Origin of the sequence: Psychrobacter sp. W2-37-MNA-CIBAN-0211 (assembly GCF_040309405.1) — a bacterium.
GTDB lineage: Bacteria > Pseudomonadota > Gammaproteobacteria > Pseudomonadales > Moraxellaceae > Psychrobacter > Psychrobacter glaciei.
This window is the reverse complement of sequence record NZ_JBEOOU010000001.1, coordinates 277,031-293,805: the sequence shown is the minus strand read 5'-3', so window position 1 is coordinate 293,805 and position 16,775 is coordinate 277,031. Positions and strand designations below refer to the sequence as shown.

At 44.0% G+C, this 16,775-nt stretch carries 12 protein-coding genes; 4 read left to right on the top strand and 8 right to left on the bottom strand.

Annotation, left to right across the window (positions count from 1 at the left end; genetic code table 11):
- Positions 1-36: 36 nt before the first annotated feature.
- The 7 genes from AAEY72_RS01275 to AAEY72_RS01245 all read right to left on the bottom strand — a co-directional run bounded on the left by AAEY72_RS01275 (position 37) and on the right by AAEY72_RS01245 (position 10,669).
- Positions 37-1,428, bottom strand: a complete 1,392-nt coding sequence (locus tag AAEY72_RS01275; RefSeq protein WP_352309155.1) for a lysine N(6)-hydroxylase/L-ornithine N(5)-oxygenase family protein — start codon at positions 1,426-1,428, stop codon at positions 37-39.
- Between the two features lie 102 nt (positions 1,429-1,530).
- Complete coding sequence (locus AAEY72_RS01270) at positions 1,531-3,360, bottom strand: IucA/IucC family protein (protein WP_352309154.1); 1,830 nt, start codon at positions 3,358-3,360, stop codon at positions 1,531-1,533.
- A 1-nt stretch (position 3,361) separates the two neighbouring features.
- Positions 3,362-4,867: a pyridoxal phosphate-dependent decarboxylase family protein gene (locus AAEY72_RS01265; RefSeq protein WP_352309153.1), complete on the bottom strand. Its 1,506-nt coding sequence runs from the start codon at positions 4,865-4,867 to the stop codon at positions 3,362-3,364.
- Positions 4,868-4,976: 109 nt separating this feature from the next.
- The gene (locus tag AAEY72_RS01260) at positions 4,977-6,326 is read right to left on the bottom strand and encodes a diaminobutyrate--2-oxoglutarate transaminase family protein (RefSeq protein WP_352309152.1); all 1,350 of its coding nucleotides are present in this window, start codon (positions 6,324-6,326) and stop codon (positions 4,977-4,979) included.
- A 361-nt stretch (positions 6,327-6,687) separates the two neighbouring features.
- Positions 6,688-8,829, bottom strand: a complete 2,142-nt coding sequence (gene fhuB, locus AAEY72_RS01255; protein ID WP_352309151.1) for a Fe(3+)-hydroxamate ABC transporter permease FhuB — start codon at positions 8,827-8,829, stop codon at positions 6,688-6,690.
- On the bottom strand, positions 8,826-9,779 hold the full coding sequence (locus AAEY72_RS01250; RefSeq protein WP_352309150.1) for an ABC transporter substrate-binding protein: 954 nt from the start codon (positions 9,777-9,779) through the stop codon (positions 8,826-8,828). Before AAEY72_RS01250 ends, fhuB begins: the two co-directional genes overlap by 4 nt.
- Before the next feature lie 125 nt (positions 9,780-9,904).
- The gene (locus tag AAEY72_RS01245) at positions 9,905-10,669 is read right to left on the bottom strand and encodes an ABC transporter ATP-binding protein (protein WP_352309149.1); all 765 of its coding nucleotides are present in this window, start codon (positions 10,667-10,669) and stop codon (positions 9,905-9,907) included.
- 192 nt (positions 10,670-10,861) lie between these two features.
- On the opposite strand from AAEY72_RS01245, the gene AAEY72_RS01240 reads away from it, so the two are divergent.
- From AAEY72_RS01240 to AAEY72_RS01230, 3 genes are all read left to right on the top strand, one after another.
- Positions 10,862-12,148 carry a siderophore-interacting protein gene (locus tag AAEY72_RS01240; protein ID WP_352309148.1) on the top strand — a complete coding sequence of 429 codons (1,287 nt, stop codon included), beginning with the start codon at positions 10,862-10,864 and terminating at the stop codon, positions 12,146-12,148.
- A gap of 663 nt (positions 12,149-12,811) precedes the next feature.
- A complete protein-coding gene (locus tag AAEY72_RS01235) occupies positions 12,812-14,083 on the top strand; it encodes a tyrosine-type recombinase/integrase (protein ID WP_352309147.1) in 1,272 nt (423 codons plus the stop codon).
- 217 nt (positions 14,084-14,300) lie between these two features.
- Positions 14,301-14,420 carry a cell filamentation protein Fic gene (locus AAEY72_RS01230; protein WP_352309146.1) on the top strand — a complete coding sequence of 40 codons (120 nt, stop codon included), beginning with the start codon at positions 14,301-14,303 and terminating at the stop codon, positions 14,418-14,420.
- Positions 14,421-14,777: 357 nt separating this feature from the next.
- On the opposite strand, the gene AAEY72_RS01225 is transcribed toward AAEY72_RS01230, so the two are convergent.
- On the bottom strand, positions 14,778-15,383 hold the full coding sequence (locus tag AAEY72_RS01225) for a short chain dehydrogenase (protein WP_352309145.1): 606 nt from the start codon (positions 15,381-15,383) through the stop codon (positions 14,778-14,780).
- A gap of 187 nt (positions 15,384-15,570) precedes the next feature.
- On the opposite strand from AAEY72_RS01225, the gene AAEY72_RS01220 reads away from it, so the two are divergent.
- Positions 15,571-16,455 (top strand): LysR family transcriptional regulator, encoded by an 885-nt coding sequence (locus AAEY72_RS01220; RefSeq protein WP_352309144.1) that lies wholly within the window; start codon positions 15,571-15,573, stop codon positions 16,453-16,455.
- Positions 16,456-16,775 lie beyond the last annotated feature (320 nt).

Sequence of the window (16,775 nt, the reverse complement as noted above, 5' to 3'; positions counted from 1 at the left end):
AATATAGTTTCTGTTCAATATAATGCTTATAAAACACTACGCGCCAAATTTTTGAAATACTTTTAAGGCGTCAGTGTCGTAAGTTTTTTCACCTGTCAACTGATTGATGATGCATCCTGCTCGATAAGCACCCAGCCCCAAGTCTGGTGCGCCAACGCCATGAGTATGGACCTCTTGGTTTTGTACAAAAATCTTGCTCTCAGTCTCGATGTCTTTTTGATCCGTCAGCACATATTTCAGTGCATAGTCTCTATCAATGATTGGCTGCTCAAACTCATCGTGCGCGATGCTAGGTAGTAGCGTATTTAAGCACTCAGGCAGACCGTAACGATAGCCTGTACCAGCAATCACACAATCATACTCAGCAGTAAAATCTTGATTCTGCTCACGCTGTTTAACTACCAGTTTTATGGTGTCTGTCGGCTCTGGCACTTCAAGCATTGTTGTCAGCGTTGCCTCAACCACTTCACAGTTAGACAGCAACGTCGAATACAAATCTTGATTGGTAATACTGCGCTCATAGAGACGATGATAAATATCACGTATGGTCTCAAAGCCCATGCCTTTATAGAGTAGATCTTGCTTGGCAGTAACTTGTGGCTTGGTTGCTGAGTCTAAATCATAAAAGTAATCTGTATACGCCGGGCTAAAATGCTCTAAACCTAATGGCGAGTACTCCATGGGAAAGAAACCTGCCGAGCGAGTCATCCAATCTAATTGAAACTTAGGGTCGTCATTAGTACTATCATCGCCATCAAACTGCTGATCAAACAGCGTTCGATACACCTCTGCTGAAGATTGCCCAGATCCCAACACCAATATTTTGGTCAGCTTGTTGTCTGTCTTGGTGCTATTCAGATCAAGGCTACTAGTGAGGCTGTCCAAGTCAAAATTGTCTGCAAAATGGGCGGTATGCATACAGCGGTTGGGTGCTCGTTTGGCAATGTCTTGCAGCGATGGTGGTAGCGTGGCTTGTGTGCCCGTCCCTATGACCAGATTTTTAGTATGATAGGTGTTTTGAATGCCTTGTTCAGAGACTGTCACTACAAATCCATCATTGGTGTCGTCAAACGCCACGTCTATCACTGCCGCATCAAAATTCAGACTATCCAGTTGCCCTGCTACCCACTGGCAATAATGATTGTACTCTTTACGATAAATTTTAAACTCTTCTAAAAAGTAAAACTTGAGCAATCGGTGCTGAGTATGCAAATAATTCAAAAAAGAATACGGACTGGTTGGGTCTATCATCGTCACCAAGTCTGCCATAAAAGGTACTTGCAGCGTAGTGTTTGGCAATATCATGCCTTTATGCCAATTAAACTCAGCTTTTTGCTCAAAAAACTTGGCGGTTACGCTTGTCTTTTTCAGTAATGCCGCCAAACTTAAATTAAACGGCCCTACGCCAATACCAATAATATCTAACACTGTCGCCCCTTAGTGATCTGGTGGTCACATTAATTCTGATACTAATTCTTGTTGAACCCTAACTTTTATCGTGTGCTAATTTTGCCGTTCCAATATGACGTGCTACGTCATCATAGGGTTTGGGATATCGACATAAATAGACTGGGTCTCAACAGGTGCGGTCAGCTCATCGAGTGCATAGAGTCTGGTGAGTAGATTGCCCTTGAACGGCAATGTAGGACTACGCAACAACAAGTCAAATAACGAGCGATGTGGGTATTGTTGCTCTAACGCTATTAAGCATTCTTTAAACGTCGTGATTAATGCATCCTCACTCACAAGCTGAGTACGAGCAATAGCAGTAATAAGACCAAATATACTGTTACCAACTAGGTAATAGGCAAATCTTGAGTCGGCAAAGTCTTCTGGAATGACGCATTCTCCTTCGCTAATAAGCTCGGGATAAGCGTCAATGAGCGGCGTGGCATACTCCGAAATATAGCCAAACCCTTGATTGTCTCTGGCCCAAAACTTAATAGGATAGCCGTCTTTTAGCTCGATCAGACTGTTTTGCTGATGTACCTCAAACCCAATACCATGCTGATAATACATATGAATAAGTGGTATAAAACCAACTTGTAAATAAGTGTCAAACCACTGGATAGCCACCTGCTCTAAAGGTTCATCTGTCCGTTTATGGATAGACTTAAACAATGTATCTAAGCGATTGGTAAGACGAGTTGGATGGTCTTGGCTTAAGCTGGCAAGATTGGTGACTTGCTTATCTTCTGTAAAAGGGTTGTCACGTAAGATACAAATGGTCTCATCAATGATTTTTCCATCCATACGTAAGGCAATCCAAGCAGGATCATTCAATACCGCAATCGTAGGATACTCAGTTTTGAGCTGAGTACCATAGTCGCTACGCCAGATTCGGCAGGCATGCATACCGCGTTTACACTCTTTGGGCAGGTTAATCCGCACCGAATTGGTGATTGCTACAGATAACGACAGTTTAAACATCCAAGGTGCATCAAATGCAGCCAGTGTGCGTACTGATGTCGTTGGATGCAGATACCAACCGAGCTCACCCAAGTCAAACAATTGACCTTGTTCTAGCAGTTTTTGATACCACGGCTGCTGCTGCAAAAACCTTGCTTGCCAAGGGTGCAATGGCAACAGCTTATAGTCAGGATGCTCATCCACAAGTTGCTGCTGATAGCCACTCATATCAGCTTGTAGCTTTGATTTGAGCGCTGTGGTAATACTCTCGCCATCTACGAATTCTTCTGTAATACAGCTGGGGTGCACTAGCCAATAATGCAGCTGGGTTTTGCTACTGGTCTCGGGCGCATACTTCGCCCATTCGGCACCATAAAAGCCGGCACGGCCTTTGGGTGTAGGATGCATGGCATGACCGTAAATAAGGTTTTGTTCGGTCTGAATAAAATCTTGCTGATAGTCAACGATGTCATCAATCTCATCATTGCGATGCTCTAAAATAATCTGTAGCCCCTCATAACTCTCAATCCAGCGTTTTAATACACCATTGGCATCTAGCGTCGCTTTGTCTTTATAACGATGTACAATGTCTTCAATAATCAAAGACGCCAGGCTCATAGCAGAGGACTTTATCCATCGGCTGTTTTGCAAAGGGTCGTCCAGTTGCGTGTCTAATTTTGATTCTGATCGTATGCTTACCTGCTTATTCAATATAAGCGGCGTGCCCGCCAAACGATGCTGACCCAATTGGCTCACTCTGTCGACAGGTACGACCATTACCGTGTTCGAAGGCAATAGCATTAGCACTAATAGAGGCTTGTTTTGTGAGGCCTGCTTCTGTATATCATCCTGCTGCTCTACGGCAATAATATCGCCGTGCCCAGTTTCAAAACAGTAAGCATTGATTAGATTTTGTAGTGTGAGTCGATCAAGCGTTTTATGCTGCATCATGTTATTTTTTCCCATCAACGTTCAGGTTGTCAGAATTGAGTCGGTTAAAACCAGCAATAGCCATCTGCTCAATGATGTCTGCAATATCATTGATTTGGGTATTGGGATTTAGAATGGTGAATTTAAGGCAAAGGCACTGCTCAAACTGGGTGGTGGCCACATTGGCAATGTTATTGACCAATAACGCTTGGGCAATGTGACGATTGAGCTGTGCGAGTTGCTCATCAGATAGCGCGGTGTCTTTGGTTGTAAAGTAAAACAAAACACTGCTGATAATAGGCTCATGTACCAGCACAAAATTTTCATTTGCATCAATCAGCTGTGCTGCTTGCTTGGCAGTATCCAGACAGCTATCAATCAAGGCTGCATAGCCATCCGTTCCCAGTAAGTCCAGCGCCATCCACAGCTTTAAGGCATCGAATCGGCGTGTGGTCTGTAAAGAGTACGTCACCAAGTTTGGGATATTGTCCTGTTCATCATCAGCAGAGTTTAAATACTCGCTATGATGGCGAATACTCTCGAAATTCCGATTGTCTCGTAAGAGAAAAGCGCCGCAGCTGATCGGTAAGAAGAAATGTTTGTGAAAGTCCAAGGTGATAGAGTCAGCTTGATTCAGACCCTCAATCAAGTGTTGATAGCGCTGTGATAGTAGCAATGCCCCGCCCCATGCCGCATCGACATGTAGCCATATCTGTTCATCACGGCAAATTTTTCCGATAGACATTAGAGGATCAATCGCACCTAAATCGGTGGTGCCCGCAGTTGCGATGATGGCCATCACATTGTCAGCGCCTAGCCGATTTATCTGATGTTGTAAATCAGACATTAGCATGGTGCCTGATGCATCGGTCGCTACTTTAATGACGGAACGTTGGCCTAGACCCAGTAGCGCCGCGTTTTTTTCAATAGAAAAGTGCGCTTGGTCTGAGCATAGAATACTGCCGCTAGGCTGACCCATCAGGCCGTCCTTTTGCACATCAACGCCCTTAACCCTATAGAATTGATTGCGTGCCAGCAGTAGACCCATCAGGTTACTCTGCGTACCGCCACTGGTAAAGACTCCACCAGCGTTACTGTCTGTTTTTTCATCAAAAAGGGCACCAGAGATGTCACCAAACTGACAACGTTGACACAGCCAATGGATTAAGTCTTTTTCGATATAGGTCGCTGCTGGGCTTTGGTTCCACGAGTCCATACTTTGGTTAGTGGCTGCGATAATCATCTCAGCAATCTGACCGATGACTAGTGTGGGCGGATGTAAGTGGGCTAAGCAATTCGTATTAGCCGTCAACACACAACTGGGTAAAAACTTACTTTGAATATCAGCGAGTATCGTGTCGATGTCTCGGCCTTGTTCACGGATGCTAAAGGAATTGGTCGCTTGCACTTGTTGCGGTGTGCCGCCCAAATAGACGTTATTGTCGTCTAGCCACTGTTTGATGACAGCTGTGGTTTTTTGCATATGCGTGACATATTGCTCACTGGTTTGCTGATTTAATAAATGCAAAATGTCCTCACTTGTTTATTCTACGATGGTATAAATCGCAAATAAGTGACTTATTATTAGAGTTGTTATCAGAGTTTTTTATGTGAATCATGCTAAAGCGCTGGCAAGACTATTGATTGTCTTCTAGCGCCAACTCAAGCCTTTGCAAGACTTGCTGCAGCTCATCTTTGGTTATATTGAGTGGCGGTAATAATCGCAGTACGGTGCCACCACGACCGCCTTTTTCAATCACCAATCCATGCTTAAAACATGATTGCTGGATTTTGGCAGCCATATCGCTATCTGCTGGATAGCTACCGTCATTTTGCTTAGGTAGGCTTGGATTGATAATTTCTATGCCAATCATGAGACCACGCCCTCTGACTTGACCCATTTTTGGATAGCGCTGTTGGCGTATTTTTAGCTGCGACATGAACCATGCGCCTATTTCTAAAACATAATCAGCAACGTTGTTGTCTTTTAAGTAATTGAGGGTGGCAAGGCCAGTCGCCATGGCTAATTGATTGCCTCTAAACGTGCCAGAATGATTGCCTGCTTGCCATACATCGTATTGTTTTTTGATACCCAATACCGCAAGTGGCAGCCCACCACCGATTGCTTTTGACATCACAATCATGTCGGGATCAATATCAGCGTATTGATAGGCGAACCAACGTCCTGTACGGCAAAACCCGGTTTGTACTTCATCGATAATCAGCATGATACCCAGCTCTTTTGTCACTCGGCGCACATGCTTCAACCACTCTATTGGCGCAGGGTTGACACCGCCTTCCCCTTGTATGACCTCTAAAATGACCGCTGCTGGTTTCACCACACCGCTCTCTACATCTTTTAAGAAGTTTTCAAAGTAGCTCATGTGGGCATGGATGCTTTGCTCAAAAGGCAAGCCAAACGCGCAGCGATACATATTAGGATAAGGCAAGAACTGCACCGAGCTCATCAGGCCTTCTATACCTTGTTTGGGTGCCAAGTTTCCTGTCACCGCCAGCGCGCCATGCGTCATGCCATGATAGCCACCGCTAAAGCTAACCACACCCGAACGACCCGTGACTTGTTTTGCCAGTTTAATCGCCGCTTCTACCGCATCAGCACCCGTTGGTCCGCAAAACTGTAAGCAATACTCATCGCTATTGGTAGCGAGTAGCTTGAACATGAACTCGCTGAACTTGTCTTTTAACGGTGTGGTGATATCCAATGTATGCATCGGTAGGTTACTGTCTAATAGCGCTTTGATGCTTTCTATGACTACGGGATGATTGTGCCCAAGTGCCAGCGTGCCAGCACCTGATAGGCAGTCGATATACTTGTTACCTTCCACATCGGTAATCCATGCACCTTTAGCAGATTGAATCGCAAAGGGTAGCTTACGTGGATAACTGCGAACCTTCGATTCAAATTTTTCTTGACGGTGTAAGTAGCATTCGTTATCAAGTGGTTTGTCTAAAAGGATCGTGTCCATAGCTTCAGCCTTGTTATTGTCAGTCGTCTTGGATAAACATTCAAAAGTAAACCTTGCCGCTTACTTTTAACATACTGATTATTCATATTGAATGGTAATGTAAATGATAATCATTATTATTAATGAGGCGTAGTATCTACTACCAATGATTGACTGTCAACCCAGTTTTCAGATTTTCTATAGCTAAGAATGATAAAAATAATGATTTGAGTGAAAAGTTAAGAATGACAAATTAAAAACGAAGAAAACTATTACAGCCCGTTGACCACTAAGCATGCACAACTAGCAACCAAGCACAGACAACTCTAGAATTATCTGTGCTCGCTTGAACTATTTACTGATAGCTATTTAAAGACAGCGGCTATCTACTCGCTGTGGCTGGCACCTTACGAATGAGCCATAAGAAGTAACCACCACCGATAATGGCCGCAATCGTACCAGCAGGCAGCTCATAAGGGAAAATAACATAACGGCCAATCCAATCCGCTATCACCATCACGCCTGCCCCTAGAAGTGCAGCTAATGGCAATTGCCGTTCAAGCTTGACCGCACCCAGTGAGGTAGCCAAATGTGGCACCATCAAACCAATAAAGCTCAAGGGACCAACCGCAAGCGTACTGGCCGTACTAAGCGCTGCGACTAATGCCAGTAGTGACAAGGTAACGGGCGTGACTGCCACACCTAGATTACGCGCCACACCTGTACCTAGTCCAAGGACGCGCAAAGGCTTGATCAGCAGTAGACTGAGCACAAACAAAATAGCGGCAATGCCAATGAGATACCATACCGTACTGGGCTGGGCGCTATAAGTTGTCCCTGACAACCAGCTAAGCATCGCCTCCAGTCGCGGGTCTCCTGAGAGCTTGACCATATGCATCACCCCATCCATCATGGCGGCAATACCGATACCGACCAATAATAAATAACCTGAGCTGACCCTACGTGCTAGCCAAATAATCAATAGCAGTACAGCCATCGCACCTGAGAGTCCTGAAACCAGCAACGTCCCTGCGCCAGCGGATAGCCCTAAACTTGGTAATAGTAAGAACCCTAAAATAACCCCAAGTGCGGCACCCGAGCTGACACCCAACACCTCAGGACTGGCCATGGGATTGCGGGTCAATGTTTGCAATAGCACACCTGCGACTGCCAACATCAAGCCTGTGGCCGCAGCGCTTAAACTGCGAGGCAAGCGGTACTGCTGCGTGAGCGCCCAATCCGTACTGAGCCCCCAACCATTGATGTCTTGTACAAACAGACAAGCCAGCATGATGATAGCGAGCACACCAGCGCCCCAGCGCCAAAATGCGATAGAGGTATGCTTACCTGCCAGCATCGGCGTCACTGTCTCTATCCGCTCGCGGCGCTGACGCAAAATCAGCCAAATAATCAAGGGTGCACCCAAGATACCTGTCATGGCACCAGCTGGTATTTGCATATCAAGTATCGGCTCAAGCAGTAACGCGACATTACTGGTCAATAATAACAGCAGCGCGCCAAGCCCAAAGGCAGCGACTAAACGCTTACCAATAGCAGAGATGCCCAGTGCATTGACCAAACTTGCCGCACCAAGACCGATGAAACCAATCAAGCCAACTTCGCTAATCACTAAAGCCGTCACAACGGCGACCACCAATACAACAAGTGCGCGAATGCCATTGATAGGAACACCCAGACGTTTTGCCTGCGTGTCATCTAGACTCATCAGCGTCAATGGCTTTAATAAGGGCAGACATACTATCGCCATCAAAATGGCAGTGATGACTAGCGCGATACTGGTATGCCAGCTGTTTTGCGCCAAAAACCCAGCCGCCCATGACAGCATGCCATTACTACGCTCAGCGAAAAACAGCACCAGGACATTGGCTACTGCGGCCAGCAAAATGTTGACGACCAAACCGGACAATATCAAAATTAATGGATTAAACCGGCTGGGTGCTGATAAGGCAAACACCAGACCCATACTGATGATAGCACCCACAAAGGCCACGTAAATGCCACCATAAATGGCTAAGCTTGGCAAAAACAGCGTGACGATGAGCATGGCCAACTGAGCACCAACGCCCACACCTAACGTCGTATCAGATGCTAGTGGGTTTTTTACCAATTGCTGTAATAGAATGCTGACCACGCCCAATAACCCGCCAGCTAATAACGCCACTATGCTGGTTGCCACGATATGCAGCTGTATCGCCATACTGGCAATATCCAATTGCATGCTTGGTATAAACAAGTCACTGAGCGGGCGCGTCCACTGCTGATCTAACAGTACCCAACTACTCCATAATGATAGAGCCGCTAATCCGATGAGCGTTGCCCACAGTCGCCAAGAGGTACTGGTAAACAAAGAAGTCTGGGGGTTGGGTTGATTTGGTGGCGGCGATGATGGTTTAGAAACCGTTGCCGTTTGAGAAGCTGATGTCATCGTATGAGCACTGTCGATGTTGTTATTAATATGATTATTGATGTGACTGTTGTTGTGAGTATCTACATTGGCGCTCATAGTACTTCCCCGCCTTTTAATGAAACGTCTGACAAGTTATTTGCTAGGCTGACCAATGACGACATCCCACCATAAATCCATACTGGAGGTAGCTCCCCCACACAGCGGGTATTGCCATAACCTAAACGCTGCCAAATCAAGCTGTCATCAATCTCAGCGCTAGTGATGGGACTGAGTGGATCGATAATTAACAGACAAGTCTCATCATCTAATTGCGCCAAATCTCCCATCCGTATCGGCACAAACCCCCAATTATTGCCTTTGCCCAATACCACAAGCTCTTTACCCATTTGCTCTAACGCAGGCTGAAACAAGCTATTTGCCACATACATACGCATATTATTGGCATCTGCAAACTGTACCACTGCGAATTTTTTTACTTTTGGATAACGCTGCTGCAATTGCTGACTGGCTAGCTGTATGTCTTTTTGACTTTGTACAATATAGTCCTCAGCCATCTTTGGGTTATCGATCAGCGCGCCCAGCTCCCGCGTCGGTTCGGTATAGTCCGCCCACGTTGCCGTCTCCCCTTTGGCGGCAAACATCACAGACTCAGCAGGGACATCGCCGTATAAATTACGCGCATGCTCATAAAAATAATTGTCTATGACCATATCAACCGGCAGTTGGGCGATGAGCTCAGCATTGGGCTGATAGCGGATGCCTAAATCTGTTATCGAAGTTGGTAGCTTAGGGCTGCCAACCCACCTATCCCAAACCCTTACATCACCTGTCGCAATGGGTGCATGCCCCATCGCTGTCAAAGTCGCTGCATTACCCCAGTCAGGAGAGACGATGTTCATCCTATCGCCACGACTATTTTCTGATTCTGACGTAAGGGTAGATTGCACCTCATCGAGCTGGTCAGTACTGTTTTTCGTAGATGTTGGGTTATTGCAAGCTGTCAATACTAAGCACAATGAGAGCGCGAACCATTTCAGTGTTGTCACTGGTGTAACCAATACTGACGTAGTTATTGAAATTAAAAATTTCGATGATTGTTCTGTATAAAAAAGGGGAGGCATAGAAGCATATCTTTGTAGGCGAGTTAAAAAGGAGGAGCAGAGACCAGACGTTAAGCGACTGCGACAGGCTGTCCAGTGAGGGGATGACTGAGCAGCTGCATATCGACATTAAAGATATCGCGTAGCACGGTAGGTTGCATGGTACTGGCGATATCACCGTTGTGACACACTTGGCCATTTTTCAGCGCGATGATCCGATCTGCATACTGTGCGGCCAAATTAATATCATGGATAATAATCACCACGCTCAAGCCTTGCTCGTCTACCAAACGACGGATAAGCTGAATAACCTCGATTTGATAATGCATATCAAGGGCAGCAAGTGGCTCATCAAGTAATAGATAACGGGTATCCTGTGCCAGGCACATGGCGAGCCAAGCACGAGCGCGCTCACCGCCTGATAGCGTGGCCGTGATTCGATCAGCAAACGCTTCAGTTTGGGTCACCTTCAATGCTTGCGCGACTTTTTCTTTATCCGTTTGGGTAGGCTTTTGTAGCCATCTCTGATGTGGATAGCGTCCTAGCATGACCAGCTCACGCACAGTAAATCCAGCCGCCTCTGGCAATTGCTGCGGTAAATATGCCATCTGCCGTGCTAGCTCTTTACTGCCATACTCACTAATACTGCGTTCATCTAATGTGACAGTGCCGCTACTACTTGCCATCTCGCCTGCCAACGCCTTGATCAAGGTCGACTTGCCAGAGCCATTATGCCCAACCAAAGCCACCAGCTGCTTGCTATCAATCTCACAAGTCACATTGTCTAACAGAGTATTTCCTTGGCGACTGATGGTCAGTTGGTTTGCACGTAGCATATAAGCACTCACTGTTGATAAAAGTAATATGTCATAAAAATCATGGTGTATCGATCATTGGTTATAGACCAATTTTTGAAGATCAAACTATAATAAGAATGGATTTTACTCGTAAATGATAACAAAAACAATTATCATTAACTAAAACTCATTCACTTTATTGTCAACGCTTTGTTGATTGCGAGTATTTATATGACCAACCTTCTTTTAGCTGCTACAGAAAACGCTGACAACCAACACAGCCACTACACCTCCTTAAATGCCCCTGAAATAGCCAGTGTCGTCGCTCATATTAATGAAGAGCACCTCGACGAACTACTTGGATTCTTGAGTGTGTTTACTTCATTATCTACCGCCGAATTGGATCTGGTCGATGCGCAAATAACTAATATTTATGTTGAAGGTATTGCTATACAGACTTGTCCAAAAGGCTCAGAGAATCAACCAACTGATGCTCAAGATAGCTCGCTTCATGACCAGATCTTCTTTATCGCTTTTGCTGCCCCTATCTCCCAGCTTGATGACTTGCAAGCTCAATATATCTTGCTAAAACAAAGAGCAGATAAAAAACTGGGCAAAAAAACAATCAAACTGACCAAGCAAGTATTTGATGTGCAAAACAGTTATAGAATCAGCAAAAATATGCTACGCCTTGAATTGAGCATGCCAATATTAAGTGATGCTAAAGGCACAACAAGCTCGACGTCAGTACCTACCAACGAAGCAGGTTACGCGTACTTGTTTGACTTAGAGCACAATGCAATGACGAATGCATTGATGTCTGACGATGTTGGTGACAATGCAGTTAATGATGGTGGAAAAGACAACCTGCGCCCTACTCGTCCTCACTGCTATTACACTTTAAGAAAAGCATGGCAAGCTGATGATGAGATACGAGCGTGGGTCGATGTTTTTTTGCATGGGGATACGCCGGGCGGCAACTGGGCAGCAGAACTACAAGCAGGCGAGACCGTTGTCACAAAACGTGAGTTTCCAGAAAAGGTAGAGCACTTACGAGACGGTCAAGCGGTACTGATTGTCGACGAGACCTCGATGCCAACGGCAGCACGACTGCTGGAGCTATGGAATAACCCTAAGCCACCATTAATCATTTGTGTGACGCAAGATGCAGATGATCAAATTTATTTTGATACAGTGAAAATGCGCAGTAGCCTTGATAGCATTGGTAATGACAACAGTAACATTGATAATAAAATTGATTGCGATACCGAAACCCACGGTAATGACCACTTTACCGTATTGCCTATAGTAACCAATCAAGCAAACTCAGGATCAGATTTAGCCACGCTGATTGACAGTACACTAGGTGATTATTTAACTGACAACCCTTTACAGATTGATAAAGTTTGGGGCGCACTAGAAGCAAATACTGCCAAAGCATTGCGCTCATTGTTGAGAGAGCGACTGGAACTCAGTCGTACCGGTGTTGTGGTAAAAGTATATTGGCGTCATGACTAGGTTTGCATAAATGACGTTATGTCTCTGACAATACCGGAGCGCTTTATTTTGATAGAAGGAGTCATAATAACTTTGCGCTAATACTCTGTGCTTTGCATCATCAAAAAGTGTTTCAGATTAGAAAATCATTTATTAGAGAGTCACTTATTAGAGAAGCAGTTAGTGGTCTTTTGAATATCTCTTGTTCCCATTAAGCTATTTAAATCTAACGCATTGAATTTGATGCCGTCCAAATTTGCACAGAACAGTACTATGACCCTGATTAAGTGATTCTGTGCAAGTACAGGAGCATGCGTTTTTGCCTAAAGGCGCTCAAATCCTCTTTTATCGAATGCAAATCTTGATAGGCTTCTCCATATTTATGGTGCTCACCACTCACTAATCGCCCGCACGCCAATTGAGATATAGCTTAGTCACTCTATCTCCACTATACTAGATTTATCCCCAAGTGAACCTTGGGGATAATTAAGACTTAAGTTACTATAATAAATAATTTTATTAAGATATCTGGTGATAATTAGTGTCCATACCAGTGTCCAATGATTTTTTTAGTTTATACAAAGTATGACTTTCAGTAGTCATCACTATTTTAGAAAGTATACTCTCAGGCTATCTCTAAATATTTTGGACACATTCCACCTGCAACATTTACGGATATACATAATGGCTGTCAATACTATAAACGATATTAATAAACTTGAATGCCGAGATAAAGATTATTCAATCAGTATTTCAGGCACTTCTGGTCTAAGTGTTCGTATCTACCCAAATGGCAAAAAAGAATACTACCTTCGTTATTCGCATCCACATATCGAGGGCAAAAGACCTAGGATGATGCTTGGTAAGGTTGATGATATTAGCTTGTATGAGGTTAAGCATAAAGCCGAGTCCATACTCACTCTAGTCTCAAAAGGCTCTGACCCCAAGGCCATACAGCAACAAGAACAAGTTAATAAGTATGCTCATCTAAAAAACGCCACGTTTGCTGAGGTTGCACAGGCTTGGAGAGACCACAAGATAGGGAGTCGTCATCATAGTAAGGCTAAAAAGCCCTCGTTTAGTGAGTCGACCCTCAAATTTTGGGATTTGTGTCTAGGATATATGTGTCGTGAAATTGGTGACTTAAAAATGAATGATATCACCAGCGAGATTATTTTGGGTGTATGCGAGGCCATCCAAAACAATGAAAACCAAGCAACCTTTGTGGGCGCAAGTACCCGACTTTATACTGAAAAAGTATTTTCGTTCGCAGTAGCGCGAGGATTATGTGACAAAAATGTGGCGATGGACACGCGTGGTGAGCTTGCCCCAGCTAATTCAGGCAATCATTTGCCAGCCATCACTAAGCCTGATAAGTTTGCAATATTGTTACGAGACATGGACTCATTTAAAGGCGCAAGCGCCATTACGATAGAGGCAATGAATCTGCTGCCTTATGTGTTTGTGCGTAGTATCGATTTGCGATCTATGCGCTGGCAGGATATAGACTGGGACAATAAGCTATGGGCGTTCTCCCCTACCAAGGGCGAAGGTCGTGAGGACATGGTGTCGCACTTAGTCGTACCATTAGCGACACAAGTAATTGCACGTTTAAGAAACATACAGTCCATCACAGGTCATAAAGAGTACGTATTTGCATCGATGCGCGCCTCAAGCAATTCATATATTAGTAAAGCAACCCTAGTACAGATATTTCATCGGCTTGGATATAAGGATGTGCAATGCGCTCATGGGTTTCGGGCATCAGCCAAAACTTTGCTGATGGAGCAACCCGAACTGCGCTATTCGGACATCGTGACAGAGTTGCAGCTGGGCCATAGAATCAAAGACACGCATGGCGGTGCTTATAACCGGCTTGATGAGATCGATACCAGAGTGCAAATGATGCAGGATTGGGCCAATTATATAGATGGGCTGCGGAATCATTCTGAATAGAAATTATACATCAGTCATAACATCATCATAAATCAAGTATAAACTTTAGCAAAACATGACAGAACGTACCTGTACGACCTATATGCACACTTAAAAAGCATTGAATAACCGCGCTAATCTCCGCATAATATGAATCGAATAGCATTGTTAATCACCGCATCCTCCTCAATACCTTACTAATGAATTTTTATGGCAAACTGACCAAAAAAAATGGGCAATGATAACTAAGTGCTCGGCTGATACGGCATTAAGAAATATTAATGACTTGGTAGAAAAAGGCATGTTAGAAAAACCTGATGCCTCAGGACGTAGTACGAGTTATGAAGTCATGCTGTGAATTCAGAATATTAATAAACAATTTTCTAAGGACGCTTCACAATTTGAGAAACGTCCAATTAGGGAGGATATAGAGTATCAAGGCTCGCGGTCTATTATTAGTGGTTCCGCAAATCCAGTCTATTTTCAGTGGTCTATTAATAGGTTTAGAGTGTAAAACAGCTAGTTCCCTTGGGGTATACCCTAAAAAATCATACTACTTTAGCAAAGCTGAAGTACTGGTAGTTAGCTCTAGTATTAAGTCAGATGGCTAGGGCGTGTCCTCAGTCTGAACGAAAGTAAAAAAGTCAGCTTACTATAAGCTGACTTTTGGGTAAAACAATTGCCTGATAAAACCGCAGTGTTTAGTTGATGATAGTTAAGCGTCAACAACAATCACTTCACCAGTAATAAAACCATCTACTGAACGCTCGAACGCTTTACCTACTAATGCACTTGGTACTGGCTCAAAACCTGGCATCATCTCACCATATACATCCCAAGCTTCGACCAAGACTGTTGGGTTTACCACATTAATACGGGTATTTCTTGGCATCTCTAGCGAAACACATTGCACAAAAGTATCAATAGCACCGCTCGTTGTAGCATCTGCAATGGCGTAAGGAATCGGCTTTTTATTCAAAATACCACTAATCAAAGTAAATGAGCCTGCATCGGCAATATACTCTTGGCCAATACGCACTAAATTAATTTGCCCCATCATCTTACTCATCACAGTGGTCATCCACTGAGCTTCTGTCATCTCTGCAAAGCTTGCATATTCGCAAAGCCCAACAGTATTCACTACCGCATCAAAATGACCAACAGCTTCATAAAGCGTTCTAATAGATTGCTCATTAGTAATATCTACAATGTGATTCACGTCGCCAGAACGACCTGCCGTAATTACCTTATGATTGCCAAGCCCACTTAACGCTGCTTGACCCATTTTACCCAATGCACCAATCAAAATAACAGTTTTCATTTTTTTCTCCGAGGTTTGTTTTGATGTGTTGATAATAAGCCACTCGATCAACAATTAAAAACAAATAATTCCTGTTAGTGATACAAGTATTATTGGTTTATAGTGTTGATTGTTAGCAGCAGATTGACAAGCAGTTGACGACTGGTTAAATACTATGAGGCGAACGTTCTGACAATGGAGAACTACATTGAGTAAATTAGACAGATTAGACATCAAACAACTGCGTGTGTTTCAAGCGCTCATACGTGAGCAAAGTGCTTCTAAAGCCGCAGCGCAGCTAGGACTTACGCAACAAGCGGTCAGTGAGCAATTAAAAAAGCTACGCGACGTTTTTGATGATCGATTGTTTCTTCGCAAAACCAATGGGTTTATTGCCACCCCCTTCGCACAGACTCTATCCGTGAGTGTTGACAAGCTACTGCATGATTTTAGTACTTTGGTGTCACCAATCACATTTGACCCCAATACCGTTGAAGGCACCTTTGTTGTTGCGGCTACTGATTATGCACAGCAAATAGTCTTGCCAACATTGATTGCCCTGATAAGGACACAAGCCCCTAACTTAAAGGTGATAGTTAGGGACTTTGAAATTGATAAACTCAACGAATTGATGGAGAGTGGTCACGTTAATTTGGCGATTGCCTTTCCTGATTATATTCCAGACAGTTATCCTATTTTGACCTTATTTGAAGAGCATCATGTTTGTGTCGCATCACCAAACGCCACTATTTTGAAAGGCACACCTACCTTGGCCGACGTGGCACAATATCCTAGTATCATTGCCTCACCATCACGCCCTAACTTTAAAGGCTCTGTTGATGATTGGTTTAAATCGTTTGGTTTAAAAAGAAACGTGGTGGTGTCTGCGCCCTGTTTTTCGGTCGTACCACTGTATCTTGAAACAACGGATTCCATTGCTTTTTTGCCTTCTCGTGCTATCAAGGGATTAAATTTAATTGAGATTAAACTTGAGCACACACCGGATACGTTCGATGTGATTGCCGCTTGGCACCCACGTTATCATGAGGATGCATTGCAGCGATGGGTGATATCACTATTGAAAGATGAATGATAAATATGAGCTGTGTTGAAAATACAGTGTAACTAAATAAGGATGTATTAGTCATATAGCTTCATGATAACGCTTCATACTGTCGATTTTATCGTTATTAGCTTCACATAAAATACTAGCAGTTCGAAGCCTGTATGGCGCACTAATCACGAGTAGAATATATATAGTAAGTACACCATGAAGTACACTGCGAACTATTTCAGGAAGTTAAAGTGTTGATACCATTATCCTACAGCCAAATACTTAAGTCTTCACTAGGTAGGGTGCCGCCCTTGTTTCCATGAGATAAGTTATCGGCAATACCCTTCTTACCCTCCTTT

Excerpts from the sequence above, each read along its gene's own strand:
- AAEY72_RS01270 (WP_352309154.1), bottom strand. The coding sequence starts at position 3,360 with ATGATGCAGCATAAAACGCTTGATCGACTCACACTACAAAATCTAATC.
- AAEY72_RS01260 (WP_352309152.1), bottom strand. The coding sequence starts at position 6,326 with ATGGACACGATCCTTTTAGACAAACCACTTGATAACGAATGCTACTTA.
- fhuB (WP_352309151.1), bottom strand. The coding sequence starts at position 8,829 with ATGAGCGCCAATGTAGATACTCACAACAACAGTCACATCAATAATCAT.
- AAEY72_RS01245 (WP_352309149.1), bottom strand. The coding sequence starts at position 10,669 with ATGCTACGTGCAAACCAACTGACCATCAGTCGCCAAGGAAATACTCTG.
- AAEY72_RS01240 (WP_352309148.1), top strand. The coding sequence starts at position 10,862 with ATGACCAACCTTCTTTTAGCTGCTACAGAAAACGCTGACAACCAACAC.
- AAEY72_RS01235 (WP_352309147.1), top strand. The coding sequence starts at position 12,812 with ATGGCTGTCAATACTATAAACGATATTAATAAACTTGAATGCCGAGAT.
- AAEY72_RS01230 (WP_352309146.1), top strand. The coding sequence starts at position 14,301 with ATGATAACTAAGTGCTCGGCTGATACGGCATTAAGAAATATTAATGAC.
- AAEY72_RS01225 (WP_352309145.1), bottom strand. The coding sequence starts at position 15,383 with ATGAAAACTGTTATTTTGATTGGTGCATTGGGTAAAATGGGTCAAGCA.